This is a genomic window from Bifidobacterium thermophilum, from assembly GCF_002846655.1.
GTDB classification, from domain to species: domain Bacteria; phylum Actinomycetota; class Actinomycetes; order Actinomycetales; family Bifidobacteriaceae; genus Bifidobacterium; species Bifidobacterium thermophilum.
Genome location: NZ_PCGX01000006.1, coordinates 1 through 19,616, shown reverse-complemented (window position 1 = coordinate 19,616; position 19,616 = coordinate 1). Strand labels below are relative to the sequence as shown.

Here is a 19,616-nt window from a genome sequence, read left to right as displayed (position 1 = left end):
ATGTTGATGCCCCGGTCAGGCGACCGGGTGCGAGTGTTGGATGGTGATGTGGTAGCTGGTGGGACTGGACGGGGTCGGGTCGCCCGGGAGGACGAACTCCCCGTCCAATGAGCGGCGTTTGTTGCGCCACTGGTCCCATCGTCTCAGGGTCTTCTCGCCGGCCGTGGATCGTTTGCGGCTGAACAGGAAGACGAACAGGGCGGACATGATGGGGGCCGGCAGGTAGGGCAGCCACGACCCCGTGCCCAGGATGGGCACGAGGATCATGGACAGAACGGAGCCTGTGGCGAAGCCGCCGAGGGCGAGGAAGAACGTGGACTGGCGTATCCAGACGCGCCGGCTCACTTTCAGCTCGTCGACCTGGCTGACCCTTTCGCCCGATACACGGGTCAGGTCGTACAGCATCGGGTCAGCCCATCGTCACGCCGAACACCTTGCTCAGGATGTCCATGAAGAACTGGACGAAGACGCCGGCGATCTGGACGAGGAAGTCGCCGATGGTCTGGGGGGCGATGAGCAGGAGGCCGACGACCAGGCCGCAGATGACGACGAAGACGCCCATGGCGCCGATGCCCTGCTGGATGCCTTGGAACATCTGGGTCTGCGGGTTCCATTTGCGCAGGATGAGCACGCCGACGCAGATGATGATGATCAGGCCGCCGATGACCTTGAGGAGGGTGCCGATGGTGCCGCCCTCGATACCGGATTTCTCGATGAACTGGTCATATCCCAACTTCATGTTGGTCTTGATGTCGCTGCTGGCCGCGAGGGTCATGCCGCGTGCCGCCAGGGTGTGCATGATGATTCTCCTTTCCCCCGCCGCCTGGGTGCGGCCGGGTTCCGGGAATGTGCTATGCGGGCAGGACGCACATGCGTGTCGCGCATAGGCGCATCGCATGGCACAAGGGATACGGGACGGCCGCAATTTCGGCTGGGATGAGCGGGTCCGCCAGGCGCGCCTGGACACGGACAAGGACGACGAGGACAAGCAGTACGTCAAGGCGACGCTGAAAAGCCGGACGAAACTGTGGAAGGTGATGCGTGTCATCGAACTCATCCTCGTCGCGTTCATCGCCATCTCCGTCGCCCAGCCGGCCGCCACGCCCAAGGCCCCGGAGGCGGACCTGTCGCCCGCGGGCAAGCAGAACGCCTACGCGGCCGTCGGCCAGTGGCTGGCGACCGGGACGCTCGGCTCGACCGGGCGCATCATCAGTTGGGACGGGTCCAGGCCGGCAAGCCTGAAGGACGGCAGCAAGACGGTGCGGGCCACCCGGCAGTCCTTCACCGTGCAGACCGACGCGAACCGGTGGTTCCGCATCGTCGCCACCGTCCGCACCGACACCGGGCAGGTCGTCGGCTACCCGTCCGCCACGCCCATGGCCATCGACACGACCCAGACCCTGACCGGCGGGACCGCCGACTGGCCGGACGCGTCCGGCACCCCCGACAACCGGGATGCCGTCGAGACCCTGCTCAGCCAGTGGGGCGAGGCGTACGCGGGCACGGACGCGGACCGGTTGAAGACCGTGGTCGCCGACCAGAAGGACCCGAACGCCGTCTACCAGCCGCTCATGCTGTCCGGCAAGACGTCCGTCTCCGTCGACAAGATCGCCTACCTGACCGACCGCGGCAAAAAGGACAAGAACACCGGGCACACCGACATGGCGGTCGCCCAGGTGACGATCAACGTGAAGAAACCGGACGGTTCGGACGGCGGCGGCCTGACCTACGACGTGCTGGTCGGCCAGCCGGACGGCGCCGCCCGCATCCTCGCCTGGGGGGCGCCCGGCACCGGGCCGGGTCTGAAAGAGTACTCGAACCGGTGGCATGGCACGGCCATCGACGCGCAGACGGTCAACAACCAGAGGCAGGCCGCCGAGGCGTCCGCCTCCGCCTCCCCGTCCGTCCCCACCCAGGCCGGGACGGGCACAGGCGGCGACCAGGCCGCGACCGCACCGGACGACAACACGGAGGATGAGCAATGATCGACCTGTACGCGGACGGACGGCACCTGCATTGGGACCCGAAGGTCGGCGACACGGTGTCGTTCCTCTGGCTGCCCCAGGGGGCGAATACGCCGCCCGGCAAACGGATGACGGTCGGTCAGGCGACCGTCTCCATCGTCGGCCCCCGGGCGGTGAGCGTCGACTTCGATGTGCCGGGGCGGTTCCTACGCGGCCGGCTCCACCGGCAACGCATCAACGTCGTGTACAAGCCGTGGTTCGGCAAGGTGTGGCGCGTGTCCGCCTATGTCGCCCGGCTCGACTTCTAGCGGGTCGGGCGACGCCGCCAGTAGTCGGCGACCGTATGCCCGTCGCGCGTATGGGAGCGGACAAGCACCATACCGGCCTTTGTTTCAGCCGCAGTTGCGGGAGCGGGCTTTTCCGGCCGTATCTTGAGATTCGCCAATTCAAGCTGTTGTTTCAGCCGTCCGGTCATGACCGGGTCGAGTCCCCGGTACGCCTCGTCGGCATGCTCCAACACCCGCCACGCCATGGTGCGGGCTATTTCCTCGACAGCATCCCCGTCCAGTCCGTTCGCCTCGGCGAATCGTCTCCAATGCCGCGGCTCCAACTCCCGCGCCACGCGAACGCCGCCGATTTCCATGGGCATGCGCCGGTCGACATCCGGCCAGTAGGTCGTGGTCAGCACGTCGTACATGGGTGCGATGGACAGGCCCGACGGCCCGAACATGATCGAATAGTTCTTCGCATGCGCATCGACATTGCCGATGGACGTGTTCAATGCGAGACGGCGCACCCACTCGTAGGACAGGGCGTCGGTCGGGTCGGCCCGGTGAAGGACGGCCAGTGCCTGCTTCGCCTTCACCCCGTATTTATGCCCGGAATCATCGCCGATGGCCTGCATCATATCCTCGGTGTGGATGCGATGGATGCGGCCTGACGCGTCACGATACCGGTCGAACCGTTCGACGATGTAGGAGTCCTGGTCGCCGAACGATTCCACTCCCGCCTGCGGGGTCGGGACGCCGCACAGTCGTGACAAGAGCATGGATGCCGCCTCCACGTCCTGCACGCCGGGGCGATGCGGCTCGCCGGGCTTCAAGATATGGGTCGACGGCTTGACTCCCTCCCCGTCCTGAAGGACGGGGATTCCTACGCCGTTCGCCTTAATGAAGGCTTACAGTTCGGCGGGTTCCCGTTTCACGAGCGTCCGCGTTGCGGTCGGCTTGCGCCAACCCCCGTCTTACGTCGCCTCCACGGGCGTTTAACGACTCGGCGAGTCCCGCCGCGTCGAGGATGTTCACGGCCGCGTTCCAGTCGCGGTCGAGCAGGGCGCCGCACTTGGGGCATTCCCAGATGCGCACGTCGAGCGGTTTCCGGCCATCGCGATACCCGCATACGGAGCAGATCTGACTGCTGGGATACCACCGGTCGACGCGTTTGACGGTTCTGCTGTATTGGACGCCCAGTTGTCGGATGCGGTCGATGATGCGCGTCCAGTTCGCATCCAGCAGGCTTTTCGCCATGTGGGTGCGGGCAAGTCCTTTGACGTTGAGGGTTTCCAAGGCGACGGCTTGGTTCTCGCCCGCCACCTTGGAAGCCAGTTTGTACGCCATGTCCTTGCGCTGATTCTGTATCCGACTGTAGGCCTTGGCTCTCAGGACTCGTGTCTTCGCATAATTGGCCGAGCCTTTCTTTCCCCTTGCCAGTTGTTTGTCGAGCTTGCGTAACCTGCGCGCATGCCGTTTGAGGGTGCGCGGGTGCGGGATTTTCTCCCGCGTCCCGTCCGTGTAGACGATGCTCATGAGACTGTCCAGCCCCATGTCGATGCCGCACGCCTCGTGCAACGGCTTGGGGGCGTCGATCTCGCCATCGACTTGCACAGTGAAGCTCGCCTCATAAGAGCCGTCCGCATGCCTCATGATGGTCACGGTGTTCGGCGTGGACGGCAGGTCACGCGTCCAACGGAGCTTGACCCGCCCGATCTTCGGGAGCGTGAGAAACGCCCACTTGCAACCGTCCGCATGCCCGACTTTGAATCGCGCGGATTTGGTGAACTCGGCGGACTGCTCCCCGTCCCTGCGGCTTTTGAAGCGGGGCAGTCCCGTGCGACGCTTCTTCCCGGTGCGGTGGCTGGTCACAATATGAGTCCTGCCGGCCTTGTAGAGGCGGAAGAAGTTCCGGTAGGCCACGTCCGCGTGACGTATCGACTGTTGCAGAGGCGTGGAGGACACGGCCAGAAGCCAATCCATGCCGGGAGTGTTCTTCCATTGGGTGAACATGCCGCTCAACTGCGTGTAGGACTGCATCCTCCCATGCCGTCTTCTCATGAATTCCCGCTGGTCGAGCGTCCAATTGTATGCGTACCGGCATGCTCCGTACAGGCGTGACAACGCTTCGCGCTGCCCTTGCGTGGGGTAGGCGCGATAGTTGTATCGCCTGTACATACTCATACTTGGTATTATACTCGGTCTCATGAACGAAAACGATGATATCCGTAAAGGCAGGCATTGCGTTTACGACTTGCACGTCCACTTGGTATTCGTCACCAAATACCGGCACGACGTATTCACCAACGAACACCTGACCGCACTGGAACACGTGTTCGCGGACGTATGCCGGTCATTCGACTGCCGACTGGAGGAGTTCAACGGCGAAACCGACCACGTCCACCTGCTCGTATCATTCCCCCCGACCGTGGAACTCAGCCGACTCGTCAACAGTCTCAAAGGCGTGTCAAGCCGTATCATGCGCCGCGACTACCCGGAACTCGCCCGCCACTACTGGAGGGCGCAACGTCTCTGGTCCCCCAGCTATTACGCGGGCACCAACGGTGGTGCTCCATTGGACACGTTGGAACGGTATATCGAGAACCAGAACCGGCCCGAGTGATTCACCACCGCCCTAAAGGACGGTGTACCCTCACTCAAAAACGATGGCGGCATTCGACCAGAACCAGTGGGAGCCGATACGGGCGAGGGAGAATTTCGGCTGATTACCGGCCAGGGAGAAACGGACAGGGACGGACGGGTCCCACCATCGCGCATCGTCCCCGGCCTTGATACGGGCGATACGTGCCGCGATGGCCTGATCGTCCGCCGGTATCAGTGTCGCGGGCGTCGGTGCGGGCGGCTCGTCGTCGCGGGTGAAGGCCAGGCCGCCGGACACATCGGCCCCGTCCAGCAGGTCGAACGTGTCGGTCGAAACGGCGTGGGTGGTTTGCGCCATGATCTCGCGGACCGCCGGATTGTCCGGCAGCAGATTGTCGAGGAACCGTATGGGCGCCTTGTTCACCCAACCGCCCTCACGCGGCAGACTCAGCGAGACGGCTGTCCGGTACGTGTCATCGTAGGTGAATGTGACACGGTCGCCGTTCCGGTCGAACCGGCCGACCGGCGTATTCTCCGCCCAGACATACAACCGGTCGGCCATCATGCCTCCCTAGGTGTCCAGTCGAGGCATTCGGGCGGCAGGTTCGCGGGGATGATGCCGACGGCGTCCAGCACCCGCAGCGTGGAGTCCACGTCGGCGTACCCGTGGTCGATGACCGACCTTACCGCCCGCGGATCGCATCCAGTCCGTTCGATGACATCCCGGACGGCCAGCCGCTTGCGCCGCATGTTGAGGGCCACGCTCCGTTTAAGGTCCGCGGCGTCATGGAAGTACGCGGACCGGCGTTCCGGGAACGGGGCAAGGGCGGCCAGCCGCTCCCCCAGTTCGATCTCCGCCTTCGACGGTTCCGGCGGGCGGTATCGCAATGCAGGTGATGTCATGGCGGACTCCTTTCACTGTCACCTTTATGGTATCCGGTATGCGTCCCCGGCGCATAGCCTTGTGCGTCGAGAACGAACAGGAGGCTTTTGCATGACCCAGGGTTACGCGGTCACGCTCACCGTCCCCGACCACCTGTGGGCGACCACCGTCGGACAGGAGAGCATCACGGGGCGCGCGGACACGCGCCGCTCGCTGCGCCGCCGGGGGCGCGCCGCCTGGAGGACGGCCGCCTCCCTGGGCGCGTGCAGGGTCGACCGGTTCATCATGGTCGTCGCCGTCGGCGGCTCCCACGGGTCGCCCATGCTCGCCGCCGAAACCCTGAAACCCTTGGTGGACGCGGGCACCGACCAGGGGTTGTGGCCGGACGACGACCCGTGGCATCGCGCCTGCACCCTGTACATGCCCGACCCCCGGCCCGACCCGGTGGGCGAAACCCGCGTGTCCATCGCCGTCATCCCCCTGTCCCCCAGAGAGGACCCGGCCGCCCGGCTTCTCGGGTGCGTGCCGGGCGCGAAGGGACGGCCCGTCCGGTTGGACGGCATCGGCGACCACACCTGGCTGACCAGCAACATGCGGCTCGACCCCAAGGAACGATCCGCCCGGCAGGGGCGTCTCATGGACGGGTGCGCCGCCTCATGGCGCTCCCACGGGTCGGTCGGCGCGCACGCGGCGGGCATCTGCTGGGTCCGCTACCCCGACTCCCGGCGCGAGTACAAGGGCGACCCGGACAACGCCGCCGAGTCGGCGACCGCCATGTGGGGCGAGGGCGTCGCACTGGGCCTGGCCCCCGCCGTCCCCACCGGGTTCGCGTTCCTGCTGGCCGACGGCGAGTCGGCGCCCGGCACACACGACCTCGACCTGCTCGCCCTGACCACGCCCTCCGGCTTCAACTGGCTGAAAGCCCTGACCGCCTAAAACAGCCGGGATACCTGCGAGACGAGCAGCGACCACCCGACCGACGGGGGAATGCCGCCCCGGACGGCAATGTCCTCCATGATTTCCTTGTGATGCGCCAACGCCACCTCCAGGCGCGGATCGGCATGGTCGACGGCAAGCAGATGGGCCAGACGAACCCATGGGCGGGCATCGTGCAGATACCGGTGGGCGCGCCACCAAGTCAACGGTCGGGCCAGCACCCAGGCGGCGAAATCATGGAGTGTCTGTGAGCAGACCAGGATTGTCAGGTCGACGGCCTGACCGACCCAGTCGGACGTCTTCCGCCCTGTCAGAATGGTCTGCACGCCAAGCGGGGCGTGATGCCATTTCGCCCGACTCCAAGCCAACAGCCAATCGGCCTCCGGGCATTGTCTGCCTGTCGGCATGTAGGTCAACAGCAGTCCGGTACGACCGAAAGCGATGACATCGCCCTCCCGCATCCGTACCTGGTCAAATCCCGGTAATATCATGTCGACAGGGTGCCATTCACCGAAGAACGACCGGTACGACGGGTCGTATATCGCAGGTCTTTCAACGCGCCAGACCCGAAGAACCATACGTGTCACATCATCCTATGATTCCGCACCGCCTCGGCATGGGACGGCGGATGACCGCATGTCGGGACGCATATGCCGGTATCGTGACGGACGATTACGACGATTGCGCCAATATCGAGGGCTGGCCGGACAGCCTCATGGAGGAATGCCGATATTCCGTATCCTCTTTCCTGCGTGTCTGGCTTCCCGCCGGCCATCACATCCCCCTGCCGTTCATTCTCGACAGGGCGCGCGTGGAGTTGGCCGGACCGCCCGTCGCAGCGGACGACATTCCGCTTGTCGACTCCCCCGAGGAGGCGCTGCGCGCGCTCGCCGGTATCTGCGCCGGACGATACAACCCATATGTACCCGCGCCCGGCGACCTGGGACGACTGCTTGCCATCGCCGCCGGACTTGGCGACCCGGCGGCCGAAGCGACCTTGTTGGCGGTATCCTCCCGCCCCGACCCGGTTGACTGCGGGGACAAGGACGATTGGCGGCCACTCACCCCGCCCTTCGGCTACCGGGGGTTCCGACATGACGGCGGGTTGAAAGAGCAACTGGCTTGCTACGGCTTGAATTCGGTCATTCGACCCCTGTACTTCCGATGGGCGTTGTGGCGGTTGCGCCGGCTTATCGTCCCGGGCGGCCAGGCGGATCCGCGAGGCGTCCGGGAGGCAGGGAATGACCGGCCGACCGACGAGAGGAGGCCGCTTTGGCCGGCGGCCGACTGTAACCGCATGGATGACGATGATTATTCCACGCGTCCGGCGGGACTCCGCCACTGGATAGGCATTCATCTGCGTGTCTGGCTCCCCGTCGGACGACGCATACCCCTGAAATATCTGATAGCCCAGGCGCGGGCGGAACTCGACTCCGCCATGCCCGTCGTCGGGGGCACGCCGCCCGCCGACTCGCCTTGGGAGGCGCTCCAGGCGTTGGCGGGCATCAGCGCGGGACGATACAACCCGTATGTGCCCGCGCCCGGCGACCTGGGGCGGCTGCTCGCCATCGCGACCGGGCGGCCTGCACCCGCACCCGGGCGGCCGCGTTATTGGTCGGACGTCGACCCGGTCAAAGGCGAGGGCAGGCGTGACCCGCAGGAGCTGGTCGTGCCGTTCGGCTATCCCCACCCGCACGGATGGAGGGAACGATGGGATGCGATGACCGGTTACGGGTTGAACGCCATCCGTCGTCCTCTGACCTACCGGTGGGCGTTGTGGCGGCTGCGACGAATGTTCGACATACCGGAACCGAGACGACCCCGCCGCACGCCGCACACCCCACGCTGGCTATGAACTATCGCGCATAGCGGGCGGGCATGGATATCTCGAATCTGTTGAAACCCCCGGTCATCGTGTTCCATCTCGCCGGGACGGTCGCCCTGTGCGGCGTCGCCTGGCTCCTGGTCAAGGCGGACCGTTGGCTGCACGCCGCGTACGACACGACGCCCGGACCGGGCGCGCACCTGGAGTACGCGACCCGTCTGACCCATGCCCTGGGGCAGTCGATGGAAATACAGGCGCGTGACATGGCGCAGAACGAGCGGGTCAAGGCCGACCTCGCCGCCGACGAGCTGGAGGAGCGGCGCGGCCGCTAGTTCTCCCCGACCGGGGTCTCCAGGTTCCGCTCCCACGGCGAGCCCGCCGGGTCAAGCATCCGATAGTCGCCGTGCGGGGCGGCCGCCAGCGTGTCCGCCCGGCCCGCTTTCAGGGCGTGCAGCCATGCGCGGCGGGTCGACCGGCGGACCGGCCTGTCAATGACGGACACCGGCCAGACACTGAGGCGATGGCGCCAACCGGTCGTCGCCATGGCAAGCAGACGCGCCTCGGAAGCCAGGCCGTGGGCCATATCGTCAGGCCAGACGGCGACCAGTACCCCCTGTCCGGCCGCCTGAACGCCCGCCAAAGTGCGGCACGCCTGGAACCCGCCACCCAACGGGAGGAACCCCTGGACCCGGCAATGATAGCCGGCGAGCAGGATGGTGTCCGGGTGGCGGCGGCCCGCCGAGACCAGCCGGTAGACACCCGCCGGGGCGGGCAGGCCTTCAGGCAGCGGGAGAGGTATATCGTGGCATCGGGATACGACCAGCCGGGACATCCGCCCCGCCGACAGGACGGATATGGCGGCGGGAACGGCAAGCAGCACGCCGAGCGTGGCGACGAACACCGCCGGATTCCACAAAAACGCCTGGACAAAACGCATCACAAGCCCCAAGACTCTCACTCCTTTACGACAACCGGCAGCGTGAACCGGCGGCACCTGCCGATGAACCCCGTGTCCGCCATCATCGCGTCCAGCAGGTCCGGGTCCGTGTGCGTGACCGGGTCGAATTCGATGCTTGACGGGTCCCGCCGGTAGCGGGCCAGCGTGTTATGCACGCTCGACGGGTCGATGTGGAACGCCTGGGCCAGCGCGGTCGGGGTCGTGCCCGCCCGGTGACGCAATACGATCTCGCGGCGCACCGCCGCGTCAAGTCCACGATGCATGCCCATCCCGGATGCGTCCTAGTCGCGGCGGCGGCGCGCATGCCGGACCGCGCACGACACGGGACGGAACACGAGATACACGACCGTCGCCGCCAGGGCGGTCCCCGCCGCCGCCAGGGCGGGGCGCGACCAGTCCGTCTGCCCCGGCACCGACACCGTCTCCACGTACGGCACCCGGCGGCAGATGATGACCAGGCGACGCGTGTTCAACCCCGGCGGGTCGCAGGTGTACAGGGTGAGCAGCGTCCGCCGCCCGTCCGCGGCGAGCAGCCGGCGCTCCGCGGCCGACCCCGGGTCAACCCGGTGGATGGCCGTCACCCGCCAGGCGACCGTCCGCCCCGCCGCCTGCGTGTACACGAGGTCCCCGTCCCCCAGTTCGCCCAGCCGGTAGAACAGGAGGCTCAACCCCAGGCCGCGATGCCCGGCGATGACCGAGTTGCCCGGGTCGCCGACCGGGAGGGTCGTCCCGTACACATGGCCCGCACCCGTCTCCAACGTGCCGGCGCCCGTCCCGTGCCCGATGTCAAGGTTGACGCCGATCTTCGGGATGCGGATGTGCGCCATCGAGTCGCCCGTCCCCAGGAGCGCCTGATAGGCCGTGTCGGTCGCGTACGCGGGTTGGCCGGAAGGGTTGAACGGGTCGGTCGCGTTGCCGACCGCCAGCTGCGGGGAGTCGAGGAGCGCCCGGTCCCACCGGGCGGCCGCCTCCAGTTGGGCGGTGTCCTCCCTCGGGGCTTGCCGGACGGGCGACCATACGGGCGTCTGGGCCAGGAGCATGATGAGCGGGGCGGACAGGCACAGGGCGCCCAGGACGGTCAGAAGCACGCCCACCACGGTCAACCGCCCTGCCAGGCGGGCGCGGGACACGGGGCCGTGGATGATATCCGCCCACGCGGCGGCTTGGGATGATTGCATACGGCCCGCCTATGCGAAAAACGGCCCCGCCGCCCGGAACATGGGCGACGGGGCCGTTATCCTTGCCGTAGGGCTAGTCGGCCATGGTGCGGCGGCGGACCAGGATGGTCACGCCGGCGGCCACCAGGATGACGCCCATGATGCCGGCCACGCCGAACGCGATGACACCGCCGGTCTGGGCGAGCATCACGTTGATCGGCTGGTCGAGCAGGGTCAGGCTCGCCGGGATGAAGCTCGTCTTGTCATCCGCGACATACGCGCCGGACGCGTCCTTCAGGTTCTTCGCGACATCCGACGGGGTGCCGGCGAGCACCTTGCCGTTGATGTCGGTCGGCGCGCCCCAGATGGCCTGCGTGTCGGAGATGACCATGCCCGCCGGGGCCTGGGCGGCCGGGGTCTCGAACGTGAACATCTTCTTCAACGCGAGGATGCTGTTGTTCTTGGTGATGGTCTCGGACACGCTGGTCTGTGCGTCCGGGGTCGTCCAGTTCGTCTTGTCATCCATGAAGGTCGCGGCGATGGTCACGTCCTCGGGATCCTTCAGCGGCTGGTAGTTGCGCGGCGCCTGGGTTTCGGTCAGCGTGTACGTGCCCAGGTCGAGGCCACGGAGACGGAGCAGACCGTCCTTGCCGGTGGTGACCGTGTCGGTCGGGTTCTGGTCGCCCGCGACGGCCTGACGGTAGTCGCCGGCCGTCCCGTCGACGAGCACCCACTTCATGGTCGCGCCGTTCGTCTTCGCGTCGGCCGGGTTCTTCTTGTCCTTGACCGTGACCTGGAACTTCGCGCCCTCCAGGCCGGTGTTCGACGTGGCGGCACGCTTGTGCAGGTCGATGTCGTAGGTCCACTGGCGGATCTTGACCTCCGGGGTGGGGACGACCTTGCCGGAGTTCACGTTGTCCGGGTTCGCGGAATACTCCAGGTGGTTGTCGTTCTTCGTCATGTTCTTGTGCTGGAGCACCTTCGGGGTGACGGTCGCCGTGTACCGGACGGTGAACTCATGGCCGTACATGGTCTGGGTCTTGTCGTTCCGGGCGATGTCGCCGTAGTTCTTCACGATCCACCGGCCCAGGCCGACGACGAGATGACTGGAGTCGTTCGCGTCGTCGTTCTTCAGATACACCCAGGCGTCCGGCTCGCCCTGTTGGCCGTCCGGGGTGCCCTCCCCGTCGGCCGCGTAGGCCGGAAGCGTGGTCCGCACCTCCGGCTTGATGGCGATGGTCTGGCCGTCGATGCCGGGGATGGTGACGGTCACCTGGTTGACGTCCGTGATCTTCAGGCCCGGGTCGGTCTGGTCGATGATCCGGTAGTTGTAGATCCACTGGTCATGGTTGTCGAAGGCGGCTTTGTAGGCGCTCATGTCCGGGATCCGGTAGTTGACGATGTACGGGACGGTGTCGCCGATGTCGGAGCCGTTGTCCGCCGCATCCTTGCCCGGATTGACGGTCTCGTCACGCCGCTTCGGCGGGGTGTTGGGAAGGACGTCCTGGTCGGCGACGTTCTTCACGACGATCTCGCCGAGCTTGCCGACCGTGCCGAGGGTCGTGCCGTCGGTGGTTGCGTAGCCCGGTTGGGTCGCCAGGTCCGCCTTGTCGGCCTTCGTCGGCACGATCATCGGCTGGGTGACGCCGATGTTCCAGGTGTTCGTGAAGCCGTGCTTATCCGTGTACGTGCCCTTGTCCTCCGGTGCGGAGTCGAGGATCAGGTACAGGCCGGACGATTTCAGCGGGATGGTGCAGGAGGCGGCCGCCTGGCAGGTGACGGTGTCGGAGTGCTCCTGGTTTTCGACCTTGGCGAGGGCGGCGGCATCCTTGACGATGTTGTCGGCGAACTCGCGCACGGAGCCGGTGTACGCCTTGGTCGGCGAGTTGTTGCCGTTCTTCTGCGGGCCGGATTCGTTCCAGCCGAAGCCGAACGTGCCGGCCGCCTGGTTGGAGGAGCCGAGGGTCTGGCGGAAGCCGCCCATCCAGGCGACCGGGTCGGCCCCGGCGTCCGTCCAGCCGGGCAGGCTGGACACGTCGGATACGCCGGCGGTCTTGGCGAGCACCCGGTCGAGGTCGGGTTTCAGCGCGTCGGGCGTGTCGACGGCGACGCCGTCAAGCTGTTTGTTGTTGGCGCCCAGATTGACGAACGTGCCGTCGACGTAGTCGGCGAGCTTGTAGGCGGTGTACCGGCGCCCTTTCAGCGTGTTGTCGCCGCCCGCCTCGTCGGCGGCGGCGTTGATGGTGATGTCGTACACCGAACTGGCCGCATGGGCGGGCAGGGTCATGAGGCCGCCTGCGAGGGTCGCGGCGGCGACCGCGCCTGCTGCGAGGCGTCGGGTCATGGTTGGTGTTGTCATGGGATTCGGATCCTTTCTCCTTGACATGCTCTCCGATGACAAGAGTGTGCTATGCGCCGATCCCGGCCCGCCGGACGTTCCGGCGGGCCGGGTGGTGCTGGTCAGGCGCTATGCCGACCCGCGTGGGCGGAGCGTCGGGTCACGGCGGTCAAAGCGCCTGCTGCGGCCAGACCGGTCGCGACGGCGATGACGGTCCACATGCGCAGCGTGTCCGCCGTGCCGCCGGTCGACGGCGGGGTGACGTTCGCGTCGAGCGTGTCGCCGAGCGTGACCTTCCAGTCGACCGGGTTGTTCTTGAGTCCGCTGCCGGCGCTCGAACCGTTGTCCGTGCCGGACCAGGTGCGGACCAGCCAGCGGGTTTCGTCACTCGACCCGGTGACGGTCAGCTGGACGCCGGTCGTGCCCGGCACCTGCTTGGCGGTGACCATCCAGTACGCGCCGTTCTTCGGCACGTTGAACGGCTTGCCGACCCGGGACTCCCAGATCTTGTAGTAGCGGGTCTGGCCCATGCCGATGACCTGGGTCGGGAACACGCCAGTACCGTCCTGTTTCAACTGGATTTGGCTGGTCTGCGCGGTCGCCGTGGGGGTCCGGCCGGTCGCGTCGGTGGTCTCGACCATGTTGAGGATGGCGTTCGCGGCGGGGCGGCCGTCCATCCACTTGCCGTCCGCCTGGCCGACATGGCCGACCTTGAGGATGGCGGGCGTCCAGACGGTGGTCATCGCGGTCTGTTCGGCGCCGGGCTTCCAGCCGTCGGAGACGGTCGAGTCCATGTTCTGGAACAGTGTGTCGGTCGTCTCCGTCCGGGTGATTTTCGCTGTGCCGAGGCTCCAGGTCAGGGTCGCGGTCTGCCCTTTCAGGTCGCTCTTGTCGAGGCGCCACACGTACGTGTAGTAGCCGGTGCCCAGGCGGGCCTGCGCGCCCGCGGTTCTCAGTGCGTTGTCCGTCAGCGGGTCGTAGGTGAGGGTCTCCGAGCCGTCGGCGAGCATGTCCGAGGTGAATGTCAGCGGGGTCAGGTCCGCGATCTTCCTGGCGCCAGACGGAATGGTCTTGCCTTCCGTGCCCTTGTCCGGGCTCCAGTACAGGCGGCCGCGCGCCTTGACGGTCACGCCGGTCACCTTGAAGTCGGTGCGATTGACCGGCATGACGACGGTCACCCGGTCCTTGACCGGCCTGCCGTCACGGGCGGCGCCGGTCGTGACCTTCGTGGAGACCGAAGGAAGGGCGTTTACCGGAGGCTTCGGCGGAATGGAGAATTTCTCCTTGGCGTCGTCCTTGCCCTCATGCGTGTAGGAGTCCTTCGTCAGGGACGGGGCGGCCGCGATATCCGAGCGGGACACGGTCACGTCGAACCAGTACGTGCCGGGCTTCCACCCGTCCTTCAACCCCAGGTCGGAGGCGGTGAACCTGTCGGAGTCCGCCTCATGCGCCTGGCCGTTCGCCCAGCCGCCATACGTGCTCTCCGTCTTCGTCTTCGTCGCGGACTTGTCGACCGTACCGTTCTTGTCGTAGTCGTAGTTGAGCGTGACCGCGTAGGTCAGCGTCTCATTCGACCGCACCCACTGTTGCGTCGGCGTGATCAGCAGATGGTCGAGCACGCTTTGCGTCCCGTTGAGCGTCGGGGACGCCGACACCCGGTTCCCGTTCGCGTCATAGTAACGCGCCTCGGTCGCCACCGTCAGGTCGGTCGGTTTGCGGAACCACGACTCGCTCTTGTTGGTTTTACCCCGCAAAGACCAAGGACCTTGACTCTTTGCCGCCCTGGAATAGTAGTTATCCATCCAGATGTTCTCATCAAAATAGAGCGTCGCGTCATTCGGCCAATATGACTTGCCCCACAAGTCCTGCGGCGTGAATTCATCGCTGGCAATGGAGGTAGTTCCATTGTCGTTGATTTGACCGCCAAACTGCCCGGTCTTTGTCTTTTTGACCGCATAATGCTTGCCGTCTGCAGTATCCGCGCTCAGCCAGAATTCGACCTTGAACGTATCCTCCGACGGCTTGATGCCGCTGGTGACATGAAGGTTCAGCACATCGCGCACATGGTTGGTGTCGTGATCAATCGCGCCGTACGTGAACTTGCCGTCAGCGGTCGTGCCGCCATTGATCCAATTGCCAGATCCATTATCGCCGGTGGTTTGCGCCTGAGTGGAGAATGACGCATCGTAATAATGGTAGATGGGGAATATCATCCACTGATACCCCCTGTTGTTTGCCAGTTGCACCATTTCCATGGATTCGAGACCGTACGGTTCGGCCTTGTCGTGTACTTTGTTCCACAAAGCCGTAAACCACCAATTGTTCTTGACATCAGAGGGGAAATTGTGCTGGTGGTCAAACTCGTTGAAGATCTCGGCGACGACAAAATGGGTAGCCAGAACGGCGGCGGCGGTATTATTGCCGAAAATATTGGCCGGACCTCCGAAACCGTAATAAAAAGCGCGTTTGATTTCCACCCACGTATCCAACCCATGATCGGTATGCGCGGTATAGGTCACATTCAAAGGCGGTACATCCCTTTGCGGATTCTGGCAGAGCACCGCTCTGCCCTGCCACCAGAAGATATGCGTGCCTCTGTCTCCGGAGCCGCCGTAACGTTCGCCGACCGTAATGGGGCCGCTGACATTATAGTTATAGGTCTCATAGGCCGCCTGTGATACTTTCGCCTTGGAGGTACGGTTCACTGCGACCGCCGGACGAAGCGTGACGCGCGTGTCGCCGTTCATGGCGCTGGCAGTCGTATCGGCGATGCTGTCACCGGTATTCGTTGTGCCGCCGTTGGTCTGAACGACCTTCTCGGTCAGCTCTGTCACCTCAGCCAGGCTGGTGCCGTCATCCGCGTAACCGTTGATATATGCCGTACCCGGCGCTTTGGCGAGCGTAAAACCGAACTGATTGGACAGATACCACACGCCCTTCGAGGGAACAGTCAGACGTCCCGCTCCCGTTCGCTGTGCGGTCGGCATCTCGGCGATGCTTGACACGTCGATGAACGACGCGATGGTCGCTTGCGTTGCCATATCCGCTTTCATAATCGAATCCGGCAATCCGGACGGGGCGGTGATGCCCGCCTTCTTGTATGCCGCCTCAGCCATCTGCTCGGTGACCGGGCGGGCGGTTGTTACCACACCTTTTAACGTGAAATCGTCATACGGCTTGACGGTAATGGAGTATCCTCCGCCCGTCGTACTACTAGTCGTGCCCCCGGTCGTGCCGGACGCGTTCGCGCTCACCGCGCCGAACAGTCCGCCGACCGTGAACAGCGCCACGAGCGCCGCGATCGGCCGCAGGTGCTTTTTCCACGATACTTGCATACTGGTCCTCTTTCCTCCCTGGTAACGGTTCGGAACCAAACGGTACCGGCGTGCTATGCAGACAGGAAAAGGGACATCGGCGGGCATATACGACGGCGCCCCGTCGCGGCCCGCCTCCGGGAAGGTGAGGAATCCGGGGGTCGGGGTCGCGGCGGGGCGCCGTCGTGTCAGAGGTTACCAGCGGTTGATGTGCTTGCCGCGCGCCTTGACGAGTACGCAGCCGGCACCGGCGACCGCCATGACGGCCATGAGACCCAGGGTGGCCTCGGCGTTCACGCCGGTCTGGGCGAGCCGCCTGCCGGACTTGGTGGCATCCTTCGCGGCGCCGAACCGGGGCGTGCCGGTCGCGGTCTTACCGGTCGCGGTCTTACCGGTCTGGGTGCCGTTCTGGGTGGTCTGGGCACCGGTCGTGCCGGACTGGGCGGCGGCGTGCTTCGCGTTCTCCTCGGCCTGCTTGACGGCCTCGGCCTGCTTCAACGCGGCCTCGGCGTCCGCGACCCGCTGGTCGGCAGCCGCCTTCACCGTCTTCGCTTGCGTCAGCGCCTTATGCGCGGCATCCGCCGTCGCCTGCGCCTTGTCAAGGGCGGCCTGCGCGGTCTTCACCGCGTCCGTGCCCAGGGCTTCCTCGCGCGCCAGCTTGAGCTTCGCCTGCGCCTCCTCGACCGCCTTGTCGGCCTTGTCGGCAGCCGACTGCGCGTCCTTGACCCGCTGCGTGGCTTCGGCCAGCTTGGCCTGCGCCGTGGCAAGCGCGGCGGCCGTCTTGGTGGCCTTGTCCTGCGCCGTCTTCAACGCGGCCGACGCCTTGTCCAGAGCCGCCTTCGCGTTCTCGGCGGCCGTCTTGCGGGCGGTCGCCGCGTCCAGCGCGGTCTTCGCCTCGTCGAGCGTCCGGTGGGCGGCCGACGCCTTCGCGGTCGCATCCGCCAGGGTCTTCGCACTCTGGTCGGCGGCCGACTTCGCGGTCTCGTAGGCGGCCTGTGCGCGGGCCAGCGTGGCCTGCGCGTCATGCATCGCCTCGACCTTGGTCTGGGCGGTGGCATTGTCCTTCACGGCCTGATCTGCGGCGCTCTGGGCGGTCGTGAGGTTCGCCTCCGCGTCCTTCAACGTCTGCCGGGCGGCGTTTTCGGCGCTCTGGGCGCCGGCCAGCGTGGCGTCCGCCGAGTCGGCGGCGCTCTTCGCGCTGTCATACCCGCCCTGGGCGCTTTGGGCGGCCGTTGTCGCATCCTTCAGCGTCTGGTCCAGGCTTGTGGCCGCGGCCTGCAGGGCCGTCAGCTGCGCGGCGGTCGACGTCGCCTCCGCGGTCGCCGTGTCAAGCGTGGACTGCGCGTCCTTCGCCGCCTGCTCGGCGGCCGTGGACTTCACGTTCGCACTGTCCAGCGCGGTCTGCGCGTTCGACAGGACCGCGTTCGCGCTCTCCAGCTTCGACTTCGCGTTCTTGATATTGGTGATGTAGTTGTTGAGTTGAGCGCGGTACTCTTTGGTAGTGGAAAGAGGAAGCTCGTTCGAATCGTCATACATCTGGGCGAAATACTGGGCGGCGGTGCTGTAGGAATTTGCCGGATTGGTAAATCCGACACCAGTGGCACCGTTCCAAGTACGGGCATTCAGATAGTGCCCATACTCGCTGTAGTCACCCCCGGTGATATTGCCGTTCTCGTCCTTTGGGAGACTGTCAAGGTAGTTCTTCTCATTGGTCCACCACAACTGATAAGCGTCCTTGGGGGTGGACACACCCCCGACGAGATTCGCATCATGGAAACCGATGTGATTGAAATCAGTCGCGGCGTAATTCGCCTGCAGCATCGCCCATGCCATTGCTTCATCGCTGACCTTCAACGGCTCCAAGCCTTCGGTCTCGCGCAAACGATTGCACTCGTCAATGAAATCGAGCGCCTTCAGCATGTTGTCGAGCGAGGTAGCGTCGCCGTCAGCACCGAGATGGGTGGTATCAAGCAAATGCTCAGTCGTCTTGGTGCCATCTGCGGCGGTCTTGATATATTCCGACACCGACGAGTCAGTAAGAATCTTATATGCGGCATTCGCATGACGGCTCTCGAAGAATCCCGCGGCGGACTGCGCCTCCTTTGTGGACAGCTTCGCATACTCGTCGGCGGCCTGCTGCTGCGCGGCGGTCGCATCCTTGAGCGTCGACTTCGCCGCCGCCACATCCTTCTTCGCCTGCTGGACGTTCGACTGCTTCTGCGTGAGATCCGCGGTCGCGGTCTCCACGGCCTTCTGGGCCTTGTCGGCCTTCGCCTGCGCGGCCGTGACGGCCTCGTCGTTCGCGGTCTTGTCGGACTGCGCCTTGTCCAGCGCCTTGTCGGCCTTCGCCTTGGCTTCGGTCTTGGCCTCCAGGGTCGCCTTGGCCTTGTCAACCGCGCTCTTCGCGCTCTTCGCCTTCGCCTGCTTGTCGGCCAGATCCTTCTCGGCCTGGCTCTTCGCCGTTGAGGTCTGCTCGGCGGTCTGACGGGTCGACTCGACCGCCTTGGCCGCATCCTGCGCGGCCTGTTCGGCGGCCGCGACCTTCGCCGGGTCGGAAGCATCCTGAGCGGCCTGCTTGACCGTGTCGAGGTTCTGTTCGGCGGTCTTCAGTGTATCCTGCGCTTTCGTGTCGGCGGTCTGCGCGTCCGTCTTCGCCTTGTCGGTCGTATCGGCGGCCTTCTGGGCCGACTGCACGTCGCCGCTGAGCTTGGTCATGTCGTCGCCGGCCGCGGCCTTGGCGGTCTGGTCGGCGTTCTGCTGCGCCTCGTCCTTGGCCTGCTGCGCGCTCTGGGCGGCGTTCTGCGCGGCCGTATCCGCCGCCTGCGCCGCGTCCGCGCCGGCCTGCGCCGAAGCCTGCTGGCCTTGGGCGGCCTTCACATCGGACTGCGCCTTGGCCTGCTGGCTCTCGGCGGCCTGCACGCCCTGACCGGCGGCCTGCACACCCGGATCCGCATTGACCGTGGACTCCACGTTCGCCTTGGCCTGTTGCGCCGCGGCGTCCGCCTTGTCGGCCTCGGCCTGCTTGGTCTCGACGTCCGCCTGCGCGGCCGACTGCACGTCCTTCGCCGACTGGACGTCCGCCTGCGCGGCCTCGACCGGATCGGTCGGGGTGGCCGCGGCCTGCTGCGTGGACTGGTCCGGGGCCTGTTCCGGCGTGGTCTCGTCGGCCATCGCGGCCTGCGGGGCAAGCACCGTCGCCGCGGTCAGACCGACCGCCAGCATCGGCTTCATGTCAATGGTTCCGCGACGGGGCAGCGACGCCGCGTGCTGCGGGGTATGGTTCTTCTTCATGGTTCCTCACCTTCCATGTCCGGCGCCCTTCGGGCCGTTCCCGCAGGGCTGTTACACCCCGGTCATGCGTCCCGTTTGGA

19 protein-coding genes are annotated in these 19,616 nt (G+C 65.8%); 6 read left to right on the top strand and 13 right to left on the bottom strand.

Annotated features, from left to right (window positions below; all coding sequences use genetic code 11):
• Positions 1-15: 15 nt before the first annotated feature.
• Positions 16-405, bottom strand: a complete 390-nt coding sequence (locus tag CQR48_RS02125; RefSeq protein ID WP_101451843.1) for a hypothetical protein — start codon at positions 403-405, stop codon at positions 16-18.
• Between the two features lie 4 nt (positions 406-409).
• Complete coding sequence (locus CQR48_RS02120; RefSeq protein ID WP_101451842.1) at positions 410-799, bottom strand: hypothetical protein; 390 nt, start codon at positions 797-799, stop codon at positions 410-412.
• A 97-nt stretch (positions 800-896) separates the two neighbouring features.
• On the opposite strand from CQR48_RS02120, the gene CQR48_RS02115 reads away from it, so the two are divergent.
• Together CQR48_RS02115 and CQR48_RS02110 are read left to right on the top strand one after the other, a co-directional pair.
• On the top strand, positions 897-1,985 hold the full coding sequence (locus CQR48_RS02115) for a hypothetical protein (RefSeq protein WP_101451841.1): 1,089 nt from the start codon (positions 897-899) through the stop codon (positions 1,983-1,985).
• Positions 1,982-2,272 carry a hypothetical protein gene (locus tag CQR48_RS02110; RefSeq protein ID WP_101451840.1) on the top strand — a complete coding sequence of 97 codons (291 nt, stop codon included), beginning with the start codon at positions 1,982-1,984 and terminating at the stop codon, positions 2,270-2,272. Before CQR48_RS02115 ends, CQR48_RS02110 begins: the two co-directional genes overlap by 4 nt.
• Here CQR48_RS02110 and CQR48_RS02105 read toward each other — a convergent pair.
• Both CQR48_RS02105 and CQR48_RS02100 read right to left on the bottom strand, forming a co-directional pair.
• Positions 2,269-3,114 (bottom strand): HipA domain-containing protein, encoded by an 846-nt coding sequence (locus tag CQR48_RS02105; protein WP_272867202.1) that lies wholly within the window; start codon positions 3,112-3,114, stop codon positions 2,269-2,271. The two genes, CQR48_RS02110 and CQR48_RS02105, sit on opposite strands and share 4 nt — an antisense overlap.
• Before the next feature lie 16 nt (positions 3,115-3,130).
• Positions 3,131-4,417, bottom strand: coding sequence for an RNA-guided endonuclease InsQ/TnpB family protein (locus CQR48_RS02100; RefSeq protein WP_101451838.1), 1,287 nt, complete (start codon positions 4,415-4,417; stop codon positions 3,131-3,133).
• Between the two features lie 22 nt (positions 4,418-4,439).
• Between CQR48_RS02100 and tnpA the strand changes: the two genes are divergently transcribed.
• Positions 4,440-4,856, top strand: coding sequence for an IS200/IS605 family transposase (gene tnpA, locus CQR48_RS02095; protein ID WP_101451837.1), 417 nt, complete (start codon positions 4,440-4,442; stop codon positions 4,854-4,856).
• A gap of 30 nt (positions 4,857-4,886) precedes the next feature.
• Here the strand turns inward: tnpA and CQR48_RS02090 are convergent, their stop codons facing one another.
• Together CQR48_RS02090 and CQR48_RS02085 are read right to left on the bottom strand one after the other, a co-directional pair.
• Complete coding sequence (locus CQR48_RS02090; protein ID WP_180335099.1) at positions 4,887-5,396, bottom strand: HipA N-terminal domain-containing protein; 510 nt, start codon at positions 5,394-5,396, stop codon at positions 4,887-4,889.
• The gene (locus tag CQR48_RS02085) at positions 5,396-5,737 is read right to left on the bottom strand and encodes a hypothetical protein (RefSeq protein ID WP_101451835.1); all 342 of its coding nucleotides are present in this window, start codon (positions 5,735-5,737) and stop codon (positions 5,396-5,398) included. Before CQR48_RS02085 ends, CQR48_RS02090 begins: the two co-directional genes overlap by 1 nt.
• 91 nt (positions 5,738-5,828) lie before the next feature.
• Here CQR48_RS02085 and CQR48_RS02080 point away from each other — a divergent pair, with 91 nt between their 5' ends.
• Entirely contained in the window at positions 5,829-6,653 is an 825-nt protein-coding gene (locus CQR48_RS02080) for a hypothetical protein (protein WP_101451834.1), read from the top strand.
• Here the strand turns inward: CQR48_RS02080 and CQR48_RS02075 are convergent.
• Positions 6,650-7,144, bottom strand: coding sequence for a hypothetical protein (locus CQR48_RS02075; protein WP_143252458.1), 495 nt, complete (start codon positions 7,142-7,144; stop codon positions 6,650-6,652). The genes CQR48_RS02080 and CQR48_RS02075 overlap by 4 nt on opposite strands.
• Before the next feature lie 104 nt (positions 7,145-7,248).
• Here CQR48_RS02075 and CQR48_RS02070 point away from each other — a divergent pair, with 104 nt between their 5' ends.
• Positions 7,249-8,508 carry a hypothetical protein gene (locus CQR48_RS02070; protein WP_143252457.1) on the top strand — a complete coding sequence of 420 codons (1,260 nt, stop codon included), beginning with the start codon at positions 7,249-7,251 and terminating at the stop codon, positions 8,506-8,508.
• Positions 8,509-8,531: 23 nt separating this feature from the next.
• Positions 8,532-8,810, top strand: a complete 279-nt coding sequence (locus CQR48_RS02065) for a hypothetical protein (protein WP_101451831.1) — start codon at positions 8,532-8,534, stop codon at positions 8,808-8,810.
• Here CQR48_RS02065 and CQR48_RS02060 read toward each other — a convergent pair.
• The 6 genes from CQR48_RS02060 to CQR48_RS09100 all read right to left on the bottom strand — a co-directional run bounded on the left by CQR48_RS02060 (position 8,807) and on the right by CQR48_RS09100 (position 19,536).
• The gene (locus CQR48_RS02060; protein WP_143252456.1) at positions 8,807-9,436 is read right to left on the bottom strand and encodes a hypothetical protein; all 630 of its coding nucleotides are present in this window, start codon (positions 9,434-9,436) and stop codon (positions 8,807-8,809) included. The two genes, CQR48_RS02065 and CQR48_RS02060, sit on opposite strands and share 4 nt — an antisense overlap.
• Positions 9,433-9,705, bottom strand: a complete 273-nt coding sequence (locus CQR48_RS02055; RefSeq protein ID WP_101451829.1) for a helix-turn-helix domain-containing protein — start codon at positions 9,703-9,705, stop codon at positions 9,433-9,435. The genes CQR48_RS02060 and CQR48_RS02055 overlap by 4 nt, the downstream gene beginning before the upstream one ends.
• 12 nt (positions 9,706-9,717) lie before the next feature.
• Positions 9,718-10,614 (bottom strand): sortase, encoded by an 897-nt coding sequence (locus CQR48_RS02050; protein ID WP_101451828.1) that lies wholly within the window; start codon positions 10,612-10,614, stop codon positions 9,718-9,720.
• Positions 10,615-10,687: 73 nt separating this feature from the next.
• Complete coding sequence (locus tag CQR48_RS02045) at positions 10,688-12,952, bottom strand: SpaA isopeptide-forming pilin-related protein (RefSeq protein ID WP_143252455.1); 2,265 nt, start codon at positions 12,950-12,952, stop codon at positions 10,688-10,690.
• Between the two features lie 101 nt (positions 12,953-13,053).
• Positions 13,054-16,266, bottom strand: a complete 3,213-nt coding sequence (locus CQR48_RS02040; RefSeq protein WP_101451826.1) for a hypothetical protein — start codon at positions 16,264-16,266, stop codon at positions 13,054-13,056.
• Between the two features lie 174 nt (positions 16,267-16,440).
• Positions 16,441-19,536, bottom strand: coding sequence for a hypothetical protein (locus CQR48_RS09100; RefSeq protein WP_180335098.1), 3,096 nt, complete (start codon positions 19,534-19,536; stop codon positions 16,441-16,443).
• Positions 19,537-19,616 lie beyond the last annotated feature (80 nt).

Excerpts from the sequence above, each read along its gene's own strand:
- CQR48_RS02045 (WP_143252455.1), bottom strand. The coding sequence starts at position 12,952 with ATGACAACACCAACCATGACCCGACGCCTCGCAGCAGGCGCGGTCGCC.
- CQR48_RS02090 (WP_180335099.1), bottom strand. The coding sequence starts at position 5,396 with ATGGCCGACCGGTTGTATGTCTGGGCGGAGAATACGCCGGTCGGCCGG.
- CQR48_RS02040 (WP_101451826.1), bottom strand. The coding sequence starts at position 16,266 with ATGCAAGTATCGTGGAAAAAGCACCTGCGGCCGATCGCGGCGCTCGTG.
- CQR48_RS09100 (WP_180335098.1), bottom strand. The coding sequence starts at position 19,536 with ATGAAGAAGAACCATACCCCGCAGCACGCGGCGTCGCTGCCCCGTCGC.
- CQR48_RS02065 (WP_101451831.1), top strand. The coding sequence starts at position 8,532 with ATGGATATCTCGAATCTGTTGAAACCCCCGGTCATCGTGTTCCATCTC.
- CQR48_RS02125 (WP_101451843.1), bottom strand. The coding sequence starts at position 405 with ATGCTGTACGACCTGACCCGTGTATCGGGCGAAAGGGTCAGCCAGGTC.
- CQR48_RS02110 (WP_101451840.1), top strand. The coding sequence starts at position 1,982 with ATGATCGACCTGTACGCGGACGGACGGCACCTGCATTGGGACCCGAAG.
- CQR48_RS02070 (WP_143252457.1), top strand. The coding sequence starts at position 7,249 with ATGATTCCGCACCGCCTCGGCATGGGACGGCGGATGACCGCATGTCGG.
- CQR48_RS02120 (WP_101451842.1), bottom strand. The coding sequence starts at position 799 with ATGCACACCCTGGCGGCACGCGGCATGACCCTCGCGGCCAGCAGCGAC.
- tnpA (WP_101451837.1), top strand. The coding sequence starts at position 4,440 with ATGAACGAAAACGATGATATCCGTAAAGGCAGGCATTGCGTTTACGAC.
- CQR48_RS02100 (WP_101451838.1), bottom strand. The coding sequence starts at position 4,417 with ATGAGTATGTACAGGCGATACAACTATCGCGCCTACCCCACGCAAGGG.
- CQR48_RS02075 (WP_143252458.1), bottom strand. The coding sequence starts at position 7,144 with ATGATATTACCGGGATTTGACCAGGTACGGATGCGGGAGGGCGATGTC.
- CQR48_RS02050 (WP_101451828.1), bottom strand. The coding sequence starts at position 10,614 with ATGCAATCATCCCAAGCCGCCGCGTGGGCGGATATCATCCACGGCCCC.
- CQR48_RS02080 (WP_101451834.1), top strand. The coding sequence starts at position 5,829 with ATGACCCAGGGTTACGCGGTCACGCTCACCGTCCCCGACCACCTGTGG.
- CQR48_RS02115 (WP_101451841.1), top strand. The coding sequence starts at position 897 with ATGGCACAAGGGATACGGGACGGCCGCAATTTCGGCTGGGATGAGCGG.
- CQR48_RS02085 (WP_101451835.1), bottom strand. The coding sequence starts at position 5,737 with ATGACATCACCTGCATTGCGATACCGCCCGCCGGAACCGTCGAAGGCG.
- CQR48_RS02055 (WP_101451829.1), bottom strand. The coding sequence starts at position 9,705 with ATGGGCATGCATCGTGGACTTGACGCGGCGGTGCGCCGCGAGATCGTA.